Source organism: Rhizomicrobium sp., from assembly GCA_037200985.1.
In the GTDB taxonomy this organism is placed as follows: Bacteria; Pseudomonadota; Alphaproteobacteria; order Micropepsales; family Micropepsaceae; genus Rhizomicrobium.
In genome coordinates, this window is sequence record JBBCGJ010000001.1 from 3,653,490 (window position 1) to 3,672,253 (window position 18,764).

20 protein-coding genes are annotated in these 18,764 nt (G+C 67.5%); 5 read left to right on the top strand and 15 right to left on the bottom strand.

Going from position 1 to position 18,764, the window contains the following annotated elements; genetic code table 11:
- Positions 1–60: 60 nt before the first annotated feature.
- Both WDN01_18040 and ftsE read right to left on the bottom strand, forming a co-directional pair.
- A complete protein-coding gene (locus WDN01_18040) occupies positions 61–954 on the bottom strand; it encodes a hypothetical protein (protein MEJ0027930.1) in 894 nt (297 codons plus the stop codon).
- Positions 951–1,625, bottom strand: coding sequence for a cell division ATP-binding protein FtsE (ftsE, locus tag WDN01_18045; protein MEJ0027931.1), 675 nt, complete (start codon positions 1,623–1,625; stop codon positions 951–953). Before ftsE ends, WDN01_18040 begins: the two co-directional genes overlap by 4 nt.
- An 87-nt stretch (positions 1,626–1,712) precedes the next feature.
- On the opposite strand from ftsE, the gene WDN01_18050 reads away from it, so the two are divergent.
- Complete coding sequence (locus WDN01_18050) at positions 1,713–2,453, top strand: DUF3426 domain-containing protein (protein ID MEJ0027932.1); 741 nt, start codon at positions 1,713–1,715, stop codon at positions 2,451–2,453.
- 150 nt (positions 2,454–2,603) lie between these two features.
- On the opposite strand, the gene WDN01_18055 is transcribed toward WDN01_18050, so the two are convergent.
- From WDN01_18055 to argH, 4 genes are read right to left on the bottom strand one after another with little or no spacing between them, the layout of a single operon-like run.
- Positions 2,604–4,964, bottom strand: coding sequence for a DUF4175 family protein (locus tag WDN01_18055; GenBank protein MEJ0027933.1), 2,361 nt, complete (start codon positions 4,962–4,964; stop codon positions 2,604–2,606).
- Positions 4,915–6,183, bottom strand: coding sequence for a diaminopimelate decarboxylase (gene lysA / locus WDN01_18060; GenBank protein MEJ0027934.1), 1,269 nt, complete (start codon positions 6,181–6,183; stop codon positions 4,915–4,917). Before lysA ends, WDN01_18055 begins: the two co-directional genes overlap by 50 nt.
- Positions 6,180–6,332, bottom strand: a complete 153-nt coding sequence (locus WDN01_18065) for a hypothetical protein (GenBank protein MEJ0027935.1) — start codon at positions 6,330–6,332, stop codon at positions 6,180–6,182. The genes lysA and WDN01_18065 overlap by 4 nt, the downstream gene beginning before the upstream one ends.
- A complete protein-coding gene (gene argH, locus WDN01_18070; protein MEJ0027936.1) occupies positions 6,329–7,711 on the bottom strand; it encodes an argininosuccinate lyase in 1,383 nt (460 codons plus the stop codon). Before argH ends, WDN01_18065 begins: the two co-directional genes overlap by 4 nt.
- 168 nt (positions 7,712–7,879) lie before the next feature.
- On the opposite strand from argH, the gene WDN01_18075 reads away from it, so the two are divergent.
- Complete coding sequence (locus WDN01_18075; protein MEJ0027937.1) at positions 7,880–8,308, top strand: TlpA disulfide reductase family protein; 429 nt, start codon at positions 7,880–7,882, stop codon at positions 8,306–8,308.
- Here WDN01_18075 and WDN01_18080 read toward each other — a convergent pair.
- The 4 genes from WDN01_18080 to WDN01_18095 form a co-directional block, all read right to left on the bottom strand.
- The gene (locus tag WDN01_18080) at positions 8,305–8,808 is read right to left on the bottom strand and encodes a hypothetical protein (GenBank protein MEJ0027938.1); all 504 of its coding nucleotides are present in this window, start codon (positions 8,806–8,808) and stop codon (positions 8,305–8,307) included. The two genes, WDN01_18075 and WDN01_18080, sit on opposite strands and share 4 nt — an antisense overlap.
- Positions 8,805–9,005, bottom strand: a complete 201-nt coding sequence (locus WDN01_18085; GenBank protein ID MEJ0027939.1) for a hypothetical protein — start codon at positions 9,003–9,005, stop codon at positions 8,805–8,807. The genes WDN01_18080 and WDN01_18085 overlap by 4 nt, the downstream gene beginning before the upstream one ends.
- Before the next feature lie 103 nt (positions 9,006–9,108).
- Positions 9,109–9,327 carry a hypothetical protein gene (locus tag WDN01_18090; GenBank protein MEJ0027940.1) on the bottom strand — a complete coding sequence of 73 codons (219 nt, stop codon included), beginning with the start codon at positions 9,325–9,327 and terminating at the stop codon, positions 9,109–9,111.
- A complete protein-coding gene (locus WDN01_18095) occupies positions 9,324–10,499 on the bottom strand; it encodes a Gfo/Idh/MocA family oxidoreductase (protein ID MEJ0027941.1) in 1,176 nt (391 codons plus the stop codon). Before WDN01_18095 ends, WDN01_18090 begins: the two co-directional genes overlap by 4 nt.
- Before the next feature lie 98 nt (positions 10,500–10,597).
- Between WDN01_18095 and WDN01_18100 the strand changes: the two genes are divergently transcribed.
- Positions 10,598–12,121, top strand: a complete 1,524-nt coding sequence (locus WDN01_18100; protein ID MEJ0027942.1) for a N,N-dimethylformamidase beta subunit family domain-containing protein — start codon at positions 10,598–10,600, stop codon at positions 12,119–12,121.
- Here the strand turns inward: WDN01_18100 and WDN01_18105 are convergent, their stop codons facing one another.
- The 4 genes from WDN01_18105 to WDN01_18120 all read right to left on the bottom strand — a co-directional run bounded on the left by WDN01_18105 (position 12,122) and on the right by WDN01_18120 (position 15,335).
- The gene (locus tag WDN01_18105; protein ID MEJ0027943.1) at positions 12,122–12,997 is read right to left on the bottom strand and encodes a 3-hydroxybutyryl-CoA dehydrogenase; all 876 of its coding nucleotides are present in this window, start codon (positions 12,995–12,997) and stop codon (positions 12,122–12,124) included.
- Positions 12,998–13,017: 20 nt separating this feature from the next.
- The gene (locus WDN01_18110; GenBank protein MEJ0027944.1) at positions 13,018–13,959 is read right to left on the bottom strand and encodes an FAD-binding protein; all 942 of its coding nucleotides are present in this window, start codon (positions 13,957–13,959) and stop codon (positions 13,018–13,020) included.
- A gap of 2 nt (positions 13,960–13,961) precedes the next feature.
- Positions 13,962–14,711, bottom strand: a complete 750-nt coding sequence (locus WDN01_18115) for an electron transfer flavoprotein subunit beta/FixA family protein (GenBank protein ID MEJ0027945.1) — start codon at positions 14,709–14,711, stop codon at positions 13,962–13,964.
- 261 nt (positions 14,712–14,972) lie between these two features.
- The gene (locus WDN01_18120) at positions 14,973–15,335 is read right to left on the bottom strand and encodes a c-type cytochrome (protein MEJ0027946.1); all 363 of its coding nucleotides are present in this window, start codon (positions 15,333–15,335) and stop codon (positions 14,973–14,975) included.
- A 220-nt stretch (positions 15,336–15,555) separates the two neighbouring features.
- On the opposite strand from WDN01_18120, the gene WDN01_18125 reads away from it, so the two are divergent.
- Positions 15,556–16,758, top strand: coding sequence for a Bcr/CflA family multidrug efflux MFS transporter (locus WDN01_18125; GenBank protein ID MEJ0027947.1), 1,203 nt, complete (start codon positions 15,556–15,558; stop codon positions 16,756–16,758).
- Here the strand turns inward: WDN01_18125 and WDN01_18130 are convergent.
- Entirely contained in the window at positions 16,755–17,165 is a 411-nt protein-coding gene (locus WDN01_18130; protein MEJ0027948.1) for a PH domain-containing protein, read from the bottom strand. The two genes, WDN01_18125 and WDN01_18130, sit on opposite strands and share 4 nt — an antisense overlap.
- Positions 17,166–17,303: 138 nt before the next feature.
- Here WDN01_18130 and WDN01_18135 point away from each other — a divergent pair, with 138 nt between their 5' ends.
- Positions 17,304–18,752, top strand: coding sequence for an FAD-binding oxidoreductase (locus tag WDN01_18135; GenBank protein ID MEJ0027949.1), 1,449 nt, complete (start codon positions 17,304–17,306; stop codon positions 18,750–18,752).
- Positions 18,753–18,764: the final 12 nt, after the last annotated feature.

Sequence of the window (18,764 nt, forward strand, 5' to 3'; positions counted from 1 at the left end):
GACTCTGCCGTCATCGGCTTAAGATACAATTAGGCGTGAATCCGGGCAAAATCCGGGCGCTCAATAGATTTCCCGCACCGCGGCCAGCACCGAAAGCCGCGCCGTGATCCAGGCGATCAGCGTCGCGATCACCGGCACGGCGGCGAGCCGGGCGACTTCGTCGAGCCGGAGCGCGATGGGCGGCAGGAACGGCACCGGTTCCACGCCGGCGAATTCCAGTCCGCCGGCGGCGAGGAACAAAAGCGCCGCGACCACCGCGCCGGCCGCGCTCGCGCCCAGCGCCGCCAGCGCATAATGCCGCTCGAAGGCGCGCGCGATGAAGCCGGCATGCGCGCCCATCTGGTGCAGCAGCTGCACCATGTCGTGCTGCGCCTCCAGGCCGGCGCGCGTCGCGAAGGCGACGATGGACGCGGTGGCGACCGCGATCAGCAGAAGGATGCCATAGGCGCTCCACACGATCGTGTTCGCCAGCGTCTTCAGCCGCGCGATCCAGCGGCCGTGATCGTCGAGCTGCGCGTCGGGCGCCGCCCGCTTCAGCCGCACGGCGAGCGCGGGGACGTCGACGACCGTCCCCGGCACGATCGTCGCGTCGATCAGTTTGGGCAGCGGCAGTTCGGCGACCAGCGCGCCCTTGCCGAGCCAGGGCTCGACCAGGCTTTGCATTTCCGAATCCGAAAGCGGCGCGGCGTGCGCGATGCCCGGCGTCGCGCGCAGTACGGCGAGCGCGGCGTCGGTCTCGCGGCCCAGGCTTGCATTCACGTCGCCCGCGCCCGGCACCAGGATCTGCACCGTCAGCCGGTCCGATAATCCTGCGCGCCAGCCGAGCGAAGCGCGCTCGGCCACCAGCGAGGCGCCGAGCGCCAGCGCCGCCAGGAACGCCATCACGCCGATCACCAGGTCGAGCGGCGCCGCGCCCTTCTCGCGCGGCAGCATGCGGCGCGACGAACGGCTCATGTCCGCACCGCGTTGCGCAATTCGACCAGGCGGCCGTCGACCAGCCGCATCTCGCGCGCCTTGGTGCTCTCGATCAGGGCGCGGTCATGGGTGGCGATCAGCACGGTCGTGCCCAGCCGGTTCAGCTCCCCGAACAGGCGGATCAGCCTGGCGCCGATCTCCGGATCGACATTGCCGGTCGGCTCGTCGGCGATCAGAAGATCGGGCCTGGCCACCACGGCGCGGGCGATGGCGATGCGCTGCTGCTCGCCGCCGGACAGCGTTGCCGGCCTTGCGCTCATCCGGTCGCCGAGCCCCACCCAGGACAGCAATTCCTCCACATCGTGCTCATATTCGCCCTCATGCCGCCCGGCGAGGCGCAGCGGCAGCGCGACATTGTCGAAGGCGGAGAGGTGCGGCAGCAGGCGGAAGTCCTGGAACACGACGCCGATGCGGCGGCGCAGGGCGGGGAAATCGGCCCGCCTGAGGGTCGCCATGTCGTTGCCGAAAAGGGTGATGAGGCCGCGCGACGGCGGCTCGGCCAGATAGATCAGCTTGAGCAGGGTGGTCTTGCCGGCGCCCGACAGGCCGGTCAGGAAGGTGAAGGAGCCGGCCTCCAGCACGAATGTCACGTCGCGCAGGACCTCCGGACCGGAGCCGTAGCGCATGCCGACATTTTCGAAGCGTACCATGGACTTGGACCATATCGGGCAGGCCCGCGCCTTGCGAGGGCTTGAGGCTTAAAGGTATTTTCGTCTCAACCGGAGACACTCCTTCGTATGATTCTGACCTGCCCACAATGCGCCACGCGCTATCAGACGGACGCGGCCAAATTTCCGGCTGCCGGCCGCAATGTGCGCTGTGCCAAATGCGGTCATGTCTGGCATCAGATCGGGCCGGTGCCCGAGCCCGATCCGGAGGCCGAGATCGAGGTGCACGAGCCGCCGGCTCCCCCGCCGCCGCCGCCGGAGCCGGTCGGCATCGCCGCCCCGTCCCGCGTTGCCGCTTTCGCGCCGGCGCCGGTGGCGGTCGTGCAGGAAGCGGAAGAGGCGTCCGCGCCGCGCGCCGGCGCGTCCTGGCTCGGCCGTGTCGCGGTCGTCGCCGGCTGGATCCTCCTCGTGGCGTTGATCCTGGTGATCGGCTGGGCTGCCGTCAGTTTCCGCGACAGCGTCGCCACCTGGCTGCCGCAGACCTCGTCCTTCTACGCCGCCGCCGGCCTGCCGGTGAATCCGCGCGGCATCGACTTCACCGACGTGGCGCAACAGCTCGGCACCGAGGACGGCCAGCAGGTCCTCGCCGTCACCGGCCGCATCGTCAACCGCAGCAATCACGAGCTGAGCGTGCCGCTGGTGCGTGTCGGCCTGTTCGACATGGACAGTCGCGAGCTCTATCACTGGACCTTCGTGCCGGGCGTCTCGACGCTGAAGCCGGGCGCCTCGGCGAAATTCCGCACGCGTCTTTCCAGTCCGCCCGCCGGCACCCACGACGTCGAAGTCCGCTTCGCCGCCACCGGCGAATAGCTTTCCTCCCCCGCTGTTGCGGGGGAGGGGGACCGCGAAGCGGTGGAGGGGGCCGACCGGGCGGATGCTCTCCGCAGGCTCCCTCGCGCGCACGCTGTCGCTACGCGCCGCTGCGTTCGGCACCTCCCCCGCAAACGCGGGGGAGGAAAATCAAAACTCCTTCAGCAGCCGGTCGATGTAATCCAGCTCCTGCTGCGGCCTGCCGCGCTCGGCGGCCCGGCGGCGCAATTCCATCAGGATGTCGCGGGCGCGCTGCAGCTCCGAGGCGCTCGGCACCTTCACGTCGTTGCCGAACGAGGTGCCGTTGCCGGCGCGGCCGAGCGGGTCGGCATTGGCGCCGTTCCGCTGGTCCTGCCCCATTTCCTTCAAGAGCCGGTTCGTCAGCTCGCCGGCGGCGCTGCGCAGCGCGTCCAGCGCGTTCTTCTGGTCGAGGCTGGAGCCGTTGAAATCCTGCGAGCCCAGCTCCTGGCCCGACTGGCCCATCGAATTGCCGGCGCGGCCCAGATCGCCCGGTGCCGGGATCTTCTGGCCGTTCAGCGAATTCATGATGTCGCCGAGTTGCTTTCTGATGTCGCCCTGTTCCTGCTGCAGCGCCTTGGGATCGACATGCTCGCCCTGGCGGCCCTTGAAGGTCTTGTCGAGCAGCGAGCGCTGCCGGCCCATCAGGTCGCCAAGTCCGCGAATGGCATCCGACAATGCCTTGTTCTGCGGCGATTGCGGGCCGTTGCCGCTGCCCGCACCGTTGGAGAGCCGCAGGTTCTCGAGCAGGTTCTGCAGCAATGCCAGCATCTGCTGCGCCTGGCCGCGCGCGCCGCTCTGCGCGAGCTGCTGGATCGTCTTGAGCAGGGTCTGCAGATCCTGCTCGCTCAGCGTCTGGGTGCCCGGCGGGGGTGGTCCGGCGTCGGCCTGCGGATTGGCCGCCAGCGCCTGCATGTAGCGCTGCATCGCCTCGTTGTAGCGTTGCAGAAGCTCGTCGATCACGTCCTGCGGCGCGCCCTGGGCCAGCGCCTGCGCCAGCATCGCCTGCAAGCGCCTGAGGTCTTCCGCCGCCGACAGCATGCCGCCGCGCTCGAGTCCGGCCGCGATCTGCCACAGGAGGTTCTCGACATGATCGACCTCTTCGGCATGGGCGGCATGGACAAGGCCCCAGCGCGCCGCGCGGATCGCGGTGTAGACGCCCGATTGATTGGCGTAGAAAATCTGCGGCGCGATGGTGAGCGCGTCGAGCATCTTCACCACGCGGTTACGGTCCTGCGGCGTCGTGCTGGTCGCCAGATTCTGCCGCTGCTCGATCAGCGCGCGCGCCAGCGGATTGGTGAACACCCGCGCCGGCAGGCGATAGGTCACCGGCTTGGTCGACGCCGTCTGGCCCGCGCCGTCCACCGCCTGCAGCACGATGTCGACGTCGAGCCCGGCATAGGGATGCGCCGTCAGGTCCTGGAACGAGGTCTCGTTGACCGACTTCGCCGACGCCGGCAGCGACAGGTCGAGGACCAGCGCCTTGCCGTGCCGCTTGTGCGGCGTGAGGACCGCGCGCACCGCCGTCACGCCGTAATCGTCGCTCGCGCGATAGGCGAGTTTGAGGACCTGGTGCTCCGTCTTGCCCGGCGGTCCGGCGAAGGCGATGGTCGGCACATGGTCCGGGATCGCGGTGAACGACCAGTCGCCGATGGCGCGGCCCGAGCTTCTCACCCGCACATGCGCATCCGCCAGGATGCGCGCGCTCGCGGCATATTCGCCCCGCCCGCCGGCAAAGCCGGCGCCGCCGCCGCTGTCCGAGTCGAAGGCGAGGCCCGGCGCATGGCCCGCGCCATGGACGCGCAGATGGAGCACCGATCCCGCCGGCACGGCGAGCGTCATGCCCTTGGCGAGATAGACCGGCGGCTGGCCGGTATAGGCCGGCGGATCGATCCAGGCATCGAGCGTGGCGCTGGCCGCCCCGTTCTCGTCGTTGAACCCGGCCCATAGCCGTCGCGCCGAATCCGCTCCGGCGACCGCCAGTCCCGCCGCCAGCAGCAGCAGCACGACGAAACGCAGCGCGCGCGGATCGCGCTTCGGCAGTCCCGGCGACGGCCAGGCCACCGAGAGCCTGCCGATGCCCATAAGCTTGCGGCGCAGGTGAAGCGCCCACAATTCCTCCGCCAGCGCGTCGCCGCCGCCGATGGCGAGCCGGTCGCCGGCTTCCGAGATCGGCCGGTGGGCAAGGCCGCTGGACCGCTCCAGCCGGCGCGCCCCTTCGAGCCAGCCCGGCAGGGTGAGGTCGCGGAACCCGAAATAGAGCGCCAGTCCCGTCGCCGTCAGGGCGGCCGCCAGGATCAGGGCATGGACCGTCCAGGGCAGCGGAGCGAACAGGTCGAACAGGGCCGCCGCGGCGAACAGGCCCGCGATGCCGCTCGCCGGCCACAGCGCCGGCCAGACGCGCTCGAAGGCCAGCGCCGCCCGCGACCACAGGATATAGCGATCAGCCCTCAAGCCAGTCCGGAATTCTTTCGGATCCGAATAACGCGTCATCGTCCATTCTTGGCCTGACCACGCTCCATCGCTCGTCCTTGACGAGCACTTCCGGCGCGGGCGGGCGGGCATTGTAAGCCGAAGCCATCACCGCGCCATAGGCGCCGGCGGAGAGGATCGCCACCAGGTCCCCGGCTTCGAGTTCCGGCATCTCCCGGTCGGCGGCGAAAATATCCGAGGTTTCGCAGACCGGGCCGACCACGTCATAGCGCCGGCGCGGCGTCCGCGCGCCGGGCTCCTTGACGCGCACGATCTCGTGATGGGATTCGTAGAGCGCCGGGCGGATCAGGTCGTTCATCCCCGCATCGACGATGGCGAAGGTCTTGGCCTCGCCCTTTTTGATGTACAGCACCCGCGTCACCAGGATTCCGGCATTGGCCGCGATCAGCCGCCCCGGCTCCAGGATGAGCCGGCAGCCGAGGTCCTTCGTGATCCGGGTCGCCAGCGCCCCATAGGCCGACGGGTCCGGCGGCGGCGCGTTGTCGGTCACGTAAGGCACGCCCAGCCCGCCGCCGAGGTCGAGGCGGGAGATCGTGTGGCCGTCGGCGCGCAGCAGCGCGGCCAGATCCACGACCTTTTGGAACGCCTGCGCGAACGGCTCCAGCTCCACGATCTGGCTGCCGATATGGACGTCGATCCCGACGACGGCGATGCCGCTCAGCGACGCCGCAAGCCGGTAGGCCTCGCGCGCCCGCGACCACGGAATGCCGAACTTGGTCTCGGCCGTGCCGGTGGTGATCTTGGCATGCGTCCTGGCATCGACATCGGGATTGACGCGGATGGTGATCGCGGCCGTCCTGCCCAGCGAGCTCGCCACCTCGCTCAGCGCCAGCAATTCGGGCTCGCTTTCGACGTTGAACTGATAGATCCCGGCATCGAGGCCGAGCGCCATTTCGATCCTGGTCTTGCCGACGCCGGAGAACACGATGCGGTCGCCGGGAATCCCGGCCCGCAGCGCCTTCTTGAGCTCGCCGCCCGAGACCACGTCGGCGCCCGCGCCGAGCCTCGCCAGCGTCTTCAAGACCGCGACATTGCCGAGCGCCTTGACCGAGAACGCGACCAGCGAGCCTTTCGGGACCGCGTCGGCGAACACGCGATAGTGCCGCTCCAGCGTCGCGCTCGAATAGCAGTAGAACGGCGTGCCGATCTGCTCGGCCAGCACGGTCAGATCGACGTCTTCGGCACGGAGAACGCCGCCGCTATAGCCGAAATGATTCATAAGCCCTGCTGCTGCGTCGTCGGCGGCTTGGAGGGATCCTTCTGCCCCTTCGGCGTCGGCTTGCCGTCCGGCATGACGAGATCGTTCTTCACGCCGCACCCGGCGACGCAGAGCGCCAGCAGGATGGCGGGGACGAGCCTGGCCTTCACTTCATCTTCTCCCGCCAGAAGAAGAGCTGCTCGCGCACCCGGTCGGGCGCGGTGCCGCCATAGCTCATGCGCGCCTTGACCGACGCCTCCAGCGACAGCACCGCGAACACCTCTTGCGTGATCCCCGGCTCGGCCGCCCGCATCTCTTCCAGCGGCAGCTTCTCGAGCGGCAGGTCCAGTTCCTCGGCGCGCCGCACGATGGCGCCCGCGATGTGGTGCGCCTCGCGGAACGGTTTCTTCAGCGTACGGACGATCCAGTCGGCGAGATCGGTCGCGGTGGGATAGCCGGCCTCGGCCGCCGCCCGCATCGCCTCCGGGTTCACCGTCATGTCGGCGATCATCCCGGCCATCGCGGCGAGACAGACCTCGACCGTGTCGGCGGCGTCGAACACCCGTTCCTTGTCTTCCTGCAGGTCGCTGCCATAGGCCAGCGCCAGGCCCTTCACCACCGTCGCCAGCGCCACGAAATCGCCCAGCACGCGCCCGGTCTTGCCGCGGATCAGCTCGGCCGCATCGGGATTTCTCTTCTGCGGCATGATGGAGGAGCCGGTGGTGAACGCGTCCGACAGCCGCACGAAGCCGAAGGCCGGCGTCGACCATTGCACGATCTCGCCCGCCAGCCGCGACAGATGCGTCGCCGCGATGGTCGCCGCCGCGAGATATTCCAGCGCGAAATCGCGCGCCGACACCGCGTCCAGCGAATTGCGCATCGGCCGCAGGAAGCCGAGCGCCTTGGCCGTCACATCGCGATCGATCGGATAGGGCGTGCCGGCCAGCGCCGCGGCGCCGAGCGGGCTCTCGTTCAGCCGCTTGGAACAATCGGCGAAGCGCGCGCGGTCGCGCGCGAGCATCTCGACATAGGCGAGGCAATGATGCCCGAAGGTCACCGGCTGGGCCGGCTGCATATGCGTATAGCCCGGCATGATGGTGGCGTAATTCGTTTCGGCCTGCGCGAACAGCGCGCGCTGCAGCCCATCGAGGCCGGCATCGACGCGGGCGCAGGCCTCGCGCACCCACAGCCGGAAATCCGTCACCACCTGGTCGTTGCGCGAGCGCGCGGTGTGCAGCCGCCCCGCCGCGTCGCCGATCAGCTCCTTGAGCCGCGATTCGATGTTGAGATGGATGTCCTCGAGCGTGCGGCTGAAGACGAAGGTCCCCGCCGCGATCTCCTTTTCGATCGTGTCCAGCCCGTGAAGGATCGCCTCGCAATCGGCATGGCCGATGATCTGTTGCACCGCCAACATGCGGGCATGCGCCCGGCTCCCGGCGATGTCCTGGACCGCCATCCGTTTGTCGAAATCGATGGAGGGCGTTATGACCTCCATGATCGATGCGGGGCCGCCCTCGAACCGGCCGCCCCACATTTTGTTCTGAGCCATGAGATGCCCGTGACGCTATCCCGCACACATTACATCGTAATCGCCGCGGTGATCGCGGTCCTGGCCGCGGCTGCTGTTCTATATGAGATGCGGGGCGGCGCTGTCCAACAACAGGCGGGCCCGCCGGCCTCCCTGGCCCCCTTTGCGGCGGCAAAGGCACCCGCGCCGGTGCCCCAGGTCGCGATCGTCAACAGCAGCGGCACCCGCCGGACCCTGGCCTCGTTCAAGGGCAAATATGTGCTGCTCAATCTCTGGGCGACCTGGTGCGCGCCCTGCGTGCGCGAGCTGCCGGCACTGGCGAAGCTCAAATCCGCGGTGTCCTCCAACCGGTTCGACGTCGTGGCGGTCGATGTCGGCCGCGGCACGGCGGCCGATGCGCGGACCTTCCTCGACGCGCACGGCGCCAAGGCGCTCGACACCTATGTCGATTCCAACCTCGCGCTGCTCAGGGCCTTCGGCGCCTTCGGCCTGCCCCTGACCGTCCTGATCGATCCGCAAGGCCACGAGATCGGCCGCGCCATCGGCCCGGCGGCCTGGGATTCGCAGGACGCGATCGGCTATTTCCGCACGCTGGCCGAGACCGCCACGCACAGCTAGGCGTTCTTCGGCCGCCTCGTACGCATTGCCGGTTCGACTTCGCCGGTGGACGGCCAATGTCCGCCACGACTGCCCGCATGTGTCGTGTAGCGGTCCAGTTGCTTCGGGTCGGGCTGAACCGCGCGACCCTCATCCACAAATACGAGGCCGGCCTTTTCGGACGGCATCTGGAGGACAAACGCCTCAGCTTCATCGAGTGCGGCGCGAACACGCCTGGAAAGCTTGGCGGCCGAAATGGGTTGCTCCATGTCGAGGCCTTGGAGATCGTCATCCCGATAGCGGCCGTTGCGCCTGATCTGTGCGATCAGCGACTCGGGACTCCAGCCGGGATCCTTCGCCACCGCCGCCCATATCGCGGCGCCCAAGGGCAATATTTCGTCATGGATGTGGACGAGATCGACGAGATCGCGGGGCTCGCGGCGGCCGGCCGCGGCCAACACTTTGTTAGTTGCGATGCCCACCGGATGAAGCGCGAAGCCAAGCTCCTCGTCCTGCATCACGGGAAAGAAACGGAAATCGCTGTCATGGACCCATTCGAGCTGGTTTCGTTCGCGTCGTCGCGGACGATCGCGGTCCAGATGCCGGGGTCTCTCCGCACCCACCGGACTTCGTAACCGGCGCCTTCAAGCAGCACCGCGTCGGCCAGCGCGGCCCGGACCAGAGCCTGGTCGTTGTCGTGAAAGATATCGATATCCATCGAATATCGCGGCCCGATGCGGCTGAGGGGCGTCGCCCCAGCAACGCTGCTCTCCGGATTGCGATTTTACGCGAGAAGGCGAAGCAATTTCGATTGAAAGGGGCTAAGCGGCATGTATGGCGCGCTCGATGCGTTCGGCGAGCCAGCGCGCTGCCATATCGCCCTCGTAGCGCAGCTGGCGCGCCGCCGAGAGCGCCGCGCCGGGCGTCGGATCGGCAAGTTCGCGCAAATTCCAGAGACACAGGCCGCGATAAAGCCGGAACGCCTCTTGATAGAGGACCTTCCAGTCTTCCGCGGCGGCTAAATGCGCGTCCTGTTTCATGCCTCTTTTATAGCATGATTTCGCGCCGCGTCGTAGCCGGCCCAGAGCGGCGCGCAGTCGACGATGCGGCGCTCGGCCATCGCGCGGTCGATGGCCATGACCGTCAGGCCCGCTTCCATCGATTCATAGGGCGTCACGGGAAACGTCGCCCCGGTCTCGAGCGTCGCCAGAAGGTCCTTCGCCATCGCCTGGTCGGCGCCGTTGTGGTTGTCGTCGGTGCGGTTGGCATAGTCGATGCGCTCGGGTTTGCCCTTGTCCATCGCGCGGCGCACCATCAGCTTGTTGCGCACCAGATCGGCCAGCAGCGTGCCCTCGGTGCCCGCGATGTACCAGCGCCGCTCGCCCAGGCTGACATGGCTGTTGGAATGGAAGGAGAGCTGGAAGCCGCTCTCATACTCGACGATCGCCGTCTGGTGATCGGTCACGTCCATGTCGGAATGGAACGCGTCGTTGGCGCCCGCCCAGCCGGCATCGCGCATCGCATAGGCGGGCGAGCCGTCGGAATAGGTCCGCGGGGCGTTCTCGCGATCGGAGCGAAAGATTTTCCTGCCGCCGAAGCTCGCGACGCGCGCCGGCCGCGCCCGCGCCAGCCGGCCGAAGATATCGAAATCGTGGCACACCTTGTCGAGGTAATAGGAGCCGCCCCATTCCTGTTTGCGCCGCCAGTTGCGCGCCAGATAGCCGCCATGCTCCGGCGGCAGGTGTTCGGTCGCGTCCATCGAGACGAGCTCGCCGATCTCGCCGGAATCGACGCGCGCGACGGTCTCGCGCACGATCGGCATGGAGCGCATGACGAGGCCGATGAACAGCGGCGGCGTGCTCTTGTCAGCGAGGTGCCGCGCCAGCGCGAAGGTTTCCTCTTCCGTGCGCACGATCGGCTTTTCGGCGAAGATGGGATAGCCCGCCTCGAACGCCGCCAGCAGATGCTCGTAATGCAGGTGATTGGGCGAGCCGATCATGACGAGATCGAACGGCCCGTCCTTCAGCAGCGCGGCCGTGCTCGCATAGGCGTTGCCCGGCGCGATGTCGCGCTCCGCCAGGATCGGCAAGCCGACCGGCCGGGGGTCGGCATAGCCCGCGACATCCAGTTTCCAGCCGACCTCTTCCATGGCGCGCAGCACATGCGCGATCCGCTGGCCCAGACCGATGACGCCGACGCGATAGGTTCTCATGGCGTCGAGGCTAGCGGCAGAATCACCCGGAAGGAAGATCGGGGATTGGCGTTCCTGCCCGGCCGGGTCAGGATCGCAAATGCGTCCGGAGTTCGTTCATGCTTGCTCTCTATACCGATGTGTTGAGCGTCGCGGCCGGCGACGGCTTCGTCATCCATGCCAGCGCCGATGCCGGCCCCTGCCGTCTGGAGATCGCGCGTGTCGGCGCCGTTCGAGACATCATGCTCGTCCGCGAAGGCATCGCCATCGGCAGCCATCCCGTTCCGGGCGACGCGGACCAAAAGGGCTGCCGCTGGCCGCCTCTGCTGCGTGTCGAAACCGGCGCCGATTGGCGATCCGGCTATTACGACATCCTACTGACTCAAGGCGCGGAGGAGGCACACCACTTCGTCTGCGTGCGCGCGGGCGCGGACACGGCGCGCATGGTTCTGGTCCTCGCGACCAACACGCTGCACGCCTACAATTATTGGGGCGGCGCCTCGGCCTATTGCCATGTCGAATCCCTGATGCGGCGGGAAAAGTCGCTGGCCGAGGCGATGGAAGGCGCGATCGGCGTGCTCTCGACCCAGCGCCCCTTCCCGCCGCTGCTTCTGGCCCCGCCGCCGGACATGCCGCGCCTCGTCAATCTGCGCCCGCGCGGCTTTCAGGAACGGACCTGGGCAAGCGCCGATCCCGGCTGGTCGCGGGCGCATCGCCAGTCGCCCTATGACGGCTCGGCCGGCTATCTCAACAAATGGGAGCACGCCTTCGTGCGCTGGGCGGAGGGCGAGGAGAATTTCGCCTTCGACTATCTCACCGACCACGATCTCGACCGCGATCCGGCGGCGCTGGACGGCTATGACGTCGCGGTGCTCGTCGGGCACAGCGAGTACTGGTCCGGTGCCGAACGCGCCGCGTTCGAGGCATTCGTCGATCGCGGCGGAAGGCTCGCGATCTTCTCCGGCAACACGGCGTTCTGGAAGGTGCGCTGGGAGGACGAGGGCAGGACGCTGGTCTGCCGCAAATGGAAGGGCGAAGGCGAAGCCGTCGCGGATGCCGACAAGACCCATCTGTGGTCGCATCCGATGTTCGGCGCGCCGGAAGCGGCGATCACCGGTCTCAGCTTCCTCTATGGCGGCTATCACCGCCTCGGCCTTTGCGCGGCACGCGGCCAGGGCGGCTACACGATCTATCGCGACGGCCATTGGGCGCTGAAGGGGACCGACCTCTTCTACGGCGACGTGATCGGCGCGGACGTGCCCCTGATCGGCTATGAAAACGACGGCTGCCCGATCCGCTTCGGCGCCGACGGCCTGCCGGCGCCCGACGGCGGCGCCGGCGTGCCCGACGCTCTGGAGATCGTGGCCTTCGTGCCCGCCGTGTTCGCGGAGAGTCCGGACAATCCCTATCGCCCCCTGATCCCGCCGGAGCAGATGGACGTCGTCGCGCGCATCGCCTATGGCGACGCGAGCCTGGCAATGCAGGCGCGGGTGTCGCGCGGCCATGCGGTGATGGCTTCGTTCAAGCGCGGCGAGGGCGAGGTGTTCAACGCCGGCACGACCGAATGGGCGTACGGCCTGGCCGCGCGCGACCCCTTCGTCACGCGCATCGCCCGCAACGTCCTGGAACGGTTTCTGGGTTAGCTACCGCGTCGGGACCGGATGGTCGCCGCGATAGTCGTAGAAGCCGCGGCCGGTCTTCTGCCCCAGCCAGCCGGCCTCGACATATTTCACCAGCAGCGGACAGGGGCGGTATTTCGAATCCGCCAGGCCCTCATACAGCACCTGCATGATCGACAGGCAGGTATCGAGCCCGATGAAATCTGCGAGTTGCAGCGGGCCCATCGGATGGTTGGCGCCCAGCCGCATCGCGGTGTCGATCGCCTCGACGTTCCCGACGCCCTCGTACAGCGTATAGACCGCCTCGTTGATCATCGGCTGCAGGATGCGGTTGACGATGAAGGCCGGGAAGTCCTCGGCATAGGCCGCCGTCTTGCCGACCCGCCGCACGATCTCCAGCGCCGCCTGGAAGGTCGGATCGTCGGTCGCGATGCCGCGGATGACTTCCACGAGCTGCATCATCGGCACGGGGTTCATGAAATGGATGCCGATGAAGCGCTCCGGCCGGTCGGTCGCGGTCGCGAGCCGGGTGACGGAAATCGACGAGGTGTTGGTCGCGATCAGCGCCTTGTCGTTCAGGCGCGGCGTCAGGTCCTGGAAGATCTTCTTCTTGACCGCTTCGTCCTCGGTCGCCGCCTCGATGACGAGGTCGCGGTCCTTCAGGTCGTCCAGCGCGGTGGTCGTGCGGATGCGTTTCAGCGCCGGCTCGATCTGGTCTTCCTTGATCAGGCCGCGCGCCGCCTGGCGGTGCATGTTCTTGGTGATGCGCTCCAGCGCCTTGCCGAGCTGGTCCTTGTTGACGTCGTCGAGCACCACGTCGTAACCGGCCAGCGACAGGACATGGGCGATGCCGTTGCCCATCTGGCCCGCGCCGATAACGCCGATGCGTTCAATAACCATGTGCTTCTGTCCTCGTTGGCCTAGTAGCCAAGCTTGGTGAGCTCTTCGTCCATTTCGGGGATTGCCTTGAACAGGTCCGCGACGAGGCCGTAATCGGCGACCTGGAAGATCGGCGCTTCCTCGTCCTTGTTGATGGCGGCGATGACCTTGGAGTCCTTCATGCCGGCGAGATGCTGGATCGCGCCCGAGATGCCGACCGCGATGTAAAGGTCCGGCGCCACGACCTTGCCGGTCTGTCCGACCTGGTAGTCGTTGGGCACGAAGCCGGCATCGACCGCGGCGCGGCTGGCGCCGACCGCGGCGTGCAGCTTGTCGGCGATCTTGTCGAGCAGGTGGAAATTGTCGCCCGACTGCATGCCGCGCCCGCCCGAGATCACGATCTTGGCCGAGGTCAGTTCGGGGCGTTCCGACTTGGACAGCTCCTCGCCGACGAATTTCGACAGGCCCGGATCGGCGGCCGCGCCGATCTTCTCGACCGCAGCCGAACCGCCCTCGCCCACGACCTTGAAGGTGGTGGTGCGTACGGTGATGACCTTCTTGCCGGCGCCGGCCTGCACGGTGGCGATGGCGTTGCCGGCATAGATCGGGCGCTCGAACGTGTCCGGGCTGACGACTTTGATGATCTCGCTGATCTGCGCGACGTCGAGCTTGGCGGCGACGCGCGGCAGGTAGTTCTTGCCATTGGTCGTGGCGGGCGCGAGGATCGCATCGTACTTGTCGGCGAGGGAGAGGATCAGCGTCTCCATCGTCTCGGCGACCATCTTGGCATAGAGCGGATCGTCGGCGAGGATCACCGTCTCCACGCCCGCGAGCTTGGCGGCCGCTTCGGCCACGCCCGCCGCGTCGGAGCCGGCGACCAGCACATGCACCGGCGCGCCGAGCTGTGCCGCGGCGTTCACGACCTTGGCGGTCGCTTCCTTGAGGGATTTGTTGTCGTGTTCGGCGATCACGAGAGAGGTCATGGTCAGATCACTCCCGCTTCGTTCTTGAGCTTGTCGAGCAGCTCGGCGACGGTCTTCACCTTGATGCCGGCCTGGCGCTTGGGCGGCTCGGTGACCTTCAGCACCTTCAGCTTCGGCGCGATGTCGACGCCGTAATCGGCCGGCGACTTCTCCTCGATCGGCTTCTTCTTCGCCTTCATGATGTTGGGCAGCGAGGCGTAGCGCGGCTCGTTGAGGCGCAGGTCGACGGTCATCACCGCCGGCAGCTTGACCTCCACGGTCTGAAGGCCGCCGTCGATCTCGCGTTCGATCTTGGCGCTCTCGGCGTCCAGTTCGAGTTTATGGGCGAAGGTGCCCTGGGCCCAGCCCAGGAGCGCCGCCAGCATCTGGCCGGTCTGGTTGCTGTCGTCGTCGATTGCCTGCTTGCCCGTGATGACCAGCGAAGGCTTCTCGATCTCGCAGATCGCTTTCAGGATTTTGGCGACCGCCAGCGGCTCGACCTCCTGGTCGGTCTTCACCAGAATCCCGCGGTCGGCGCCCATGGCGAGCGCGGTGCGGATGGTCTCGGAGGCCTGCTGCGGCCCGATGGAAACGGCGATGACTTCCGTCGCCTTGCCCTTTTCCTTCAGGCGCACCGCTTCTTCGACGCAGATCTCGTCGAACGGGTTCATGGACATTTTGACGTTGGCGAGGTCCACGCCGGACTGGTCCGCCTTCACGCGAACCTTGACGTTGTAGTCGATCACCCGCTTGACGGGCACCAGCACTTTCATGAGTTCGAAAATCCCTGAACGGTGGCGGTTGGTTTAGCTCTTAGGCGCGAGGCATGCGCCGCGATTTTTGGGTCCCGCCCCTCTTTTTGCGGCGCAAAAACTAGGACCGGCGCCATCCCTGTGTCAACGAACCGTCATTCCGGTTTCTTTGGGGAAACAAGGGCAGGCAATCCCTCGGATTAATTGGTTGCAGCGCAGCATTTTGTGCCAAGCCGCGTCATTCCGCCGCATAAGCGGCGAACCTTCCCGGAACCGGAGGCGTCATTTGAGCGTGCCCAGATAGGCGACGACGTCCGCCACTTGCGCCGGATTGGAGATCCCGCCGAACACCATGCGGGTGCCGGGCACGAGCTTGGCCGGGCTGGCGATCCAGGCCGTCAGCTTGGCGTCGGTCCAGGTGATGCCGGCGCCGCGCAGCGCGGAGGAATAGCTGAAATTCGGCAGCGACGCCGCTTTGCGACCGACCACGCCGAACAGGTTCGGCCCCAGCCCGTTGCCGCCGCCCTTCGCCACGGTGTGGCAGATGGCGCATCGCCCGAAGATCGCCTTGCCGTTATCGGCATCGGCGGCCACGGCCGGAGAGGTGGCAACCAACAGGGCGGCGAACAACAACTCTTTGCGCATTGCGATCTCCCAATCACCGGCTCGATCCTAACAGAGGGACCGTGAACTGAAATAGCCCGCTGTACCGATCGCGGTTTGGAGCATGATCGCGCTTTGCAGAAGCAATACTGTCATGCCCGCGAAGGCGGGCATCCAGGGCCGTCTGCACCGATTCCCGCTTTCGCGGGAATGACAGTCGGGAATTGGCTTGGTCGATGGCAACCCGGCGCTAGGAAGAAAAATGTCTGTCGCCCAATCGCCGCCCACCGGCGCGCGCCGCGCCGAGCTGATCGTCATCCTCGGCGCGCTGACCGCCTTCGCGCCGCTCTCGACCGACATGTACCTGCCGGCGCTGCCCTCGATCGCGCGCGACTTCGGCGCCTCGATTGGCGATGTCGAACGCACGCTGGCATCCTTCTTCTTGGGCTTCGCGCTCGGCCAGGCGCTGTTCGGCCCGCTTGCCGACCGCTTCGGGCGCAAGGCGCCGCTCATCGCCGGCCTGGCGGTCTATGTCGTCGCCTGCCTCCTGGGCGCGGCCTCCTTCGGGGTGCCGCTCCTCACCGGCCTGCGCTTCGTCCAGGCGGTCAGCGCCTGCGCCGGCGCGGTCATCGCGCGCGCCTGCGTGCGCGACCTGTTCGCGGCGGCCGAAGTGCCGCGCATCTTCTCGGTGATGATGACGGTGATGGGGCTGGCGCCGCTGCTCGCGCCCCTCGTCGGCGGCTATCTGCTCCTGCTGTTCGGCTGGCGCGCGATCTTCCTGACCCAGGCCGCGCTGGGGCTGCTCGGTCTTCTCGCCGTCCTGCTGCGCCTGCCGGAAAGCCATGCCGGGCCGCGCCGCGACCTGCATCTGGGGACGATCTTCCTCGATTACGGGCGCATCGTGACCGACCGCCGCTTCATCGGCTATGTGCTCGGCGCGGCGACCTCGGCCGGCGGCCTGTTCGCCTATATCACCGCCAGCCCGCACGTCTTCATCGATCTGTTCCACGTGCCGGCGCAGCATTTCGGCTGGTTCTTCGGCGCCAACGCCATCGCCCTCATCACCGGCTCGCACGTCTCCGGGCGGCTGCTGAAGACGCGGCGGGCGGAGCAGGTTTTGATCGTCGCCCAGCTCGGCCAGGCCGGCGCCGGCGTCCTGCTCATGACCTTCGCGACCACGGGCATCGGCGGGATCTGGGGCATCGCCTTCGGCCTGATGCTCTATGTCGGGCTCAACGGCGCGGTGATGCCGACGGCAAGCGGCGTCGCCATGCGGCCCTTCAGCCTGAACGCCGGCATGGCCTCGGCCCTGCTCGGCACCTTCCAGTTCGGCATGGCGGCGCTGGCCTCGGTCGTGGTCGGCGCGCTGCCGCAGACCAGCGCCCTGACCATGGCGGCGGCGATCGCCGCCTGCGGCATCGGCGGGCTGGCGTTCAACCTGCTGCTCAGTCCCAAAGCGGCTTAGTGCCCGGTGCCGGACTTCGCGGTCTCGATCGCGGCGCGGAAGGCGAGCGGATCGGCGATGCTGGGCAGGTCGACATGATCGACGCCGGTGCCCTCGATGCGCAGCGAGCCATAGCCCAGCATCCGGCCCCAGACGTTCTGCGTCACCCGCACGCCCTCGATGTTCGGCAGCGCCACCTCGAAGGTCTTGAGGCTGAACAGCCCCTCCTTCTCGACGAAGCGGTGTGTGGTGACGCCGATCTCGGTCGTCCATTTGCGCACCATCATGCTGATGAAGATCACGATGCCGATCAGGCACCAGCCGAGCAGGATCAGGGCGAGCCACGCTTTGAGGCTGTACCACCAGTGGAAATGCGCCCGCGCGACCAGGCGCTCGCCCTCGCCCAGCGTGTTGTCGATATAGGACATGGCCCGGCTCCCCGACTCGATACGCGATCCTAACGCGCGGACCGCCGGAAATGGAGCGGCCGGGCAGGCGTCGTATCATCGCGCCGCCCGCGGCCGCCTCATTGGCCGCCGGCCTCGCTTTGCCGTATTTTGACCGGCATGGCGCGGCGGGGACGACTGCACGGGACGGCATTCATCGCCTTTGCGCTCGCGGGCGTCGGCGCCCCGGCCGCTGCGCCGGCGATCGTCAATGACGTGACCGGACTTAATCCCATCGCGGTAGAGCGTATCGTCTCGCCCACCTCGGCACAGGAGATCGCAGGGCTCGTCCGCGCCCATCGCGGACCGGTCTGCATCGGCGGCGCGCGCCACAGCCAGGGCGGGCAGATCGCGACCGAGGGCTGCCTCTTCCTCGACATGCGCCGCATGGACAAAATCCTCGGACTCGATCCGAAGAACCGGCGGATCAGGGTCCAGGCCGGCGCGAGCTGGCGCCGGATCCAGGAAGCGATCGATCCGCATCAACTGTCGCTGCGGATCATGCAGACCTATTCCAACTTCACGGTCGGCGGATCGCTCAGCGTCAACGCGCATGGCCGCTATGTCGGCGAAGGCGCGATCATCCGCTCGGTGGAGGCCATCACCGTCGTCCTGGCCGACGGCACGATCGTCGCGGCGAGCCGCACGCAGCACCGCGATATCTTCGGCGCGGCGATCGGCGGTTATGGCGGCATCGGCGTCATCGTGGACGCGACGCTGGACCTCGTGCCCAACACGCATATCCGGCGGATGGTCCGGCGTGTGGCGGTGTCGCAATATCGGGACTATTTCCTCCGCAGCGTCGCCAATGCGCCAGGCGCCGTCTTCCACAACGCCGATCTCTATCCGCCCGACTACCGCACGCTTACCGCCGTCACCTGGCTGAAGACGGACCGTCCGCTGACCGTCGCCGACCGGCTGGCCCCTGTCGGCGCGCCGTCGTCGTTCGACCGGTTCCTGCTGGATTGGCTGTCGCGCGGTCCGCTCGGGAAAGAGATACGGGAATATGTCTACGACCCGGCTCAGTACAGCCGCGCCGGCGTCGAATGGCGCAACTATGAAGCGAGCTACGACGCGGCGAGTCTCGAACCGGCATCGCGGGCACAGTACACCTATGCGCTCGAGGAATATTTCGTGCCGGTCGCCCGGTTCGAAACCTTCGCGTCCGCCATGGCCAAGATCCTGACGGATGCCCACGCCAATGTGCTGAACGTCTCCATCCGACACGCAGGCGCCGACCGCGAATCGCTGCTGTCCTGGGCGCCGCAGGAGCGGTTCGCCTTCGTCCTGTATTTCGGCCAAGGCGTGAGCGCCGCCGAACGGGCGGATGTGCGGGGCTGGACGGCGCGGCTCATCGCGGAGGCGCTGCGCGAGGGCGGCACCTACTATCTGCCTTATCAGATCGTGGCGACGCGCGCGCAGTTTCTCAAGGCCTATCCGCGCGCGCCGGCGTTCTTCGCGCTGAAGGCGAAGCTCGATCCGGACTGCAAATTCCGCAACGAGCTATGGGATCGCTACGACGACATGCCGGCATGCCGTTCGCCGGCCGCGCGCGCCGCACCCCGTTGAAACCCTCCGCGA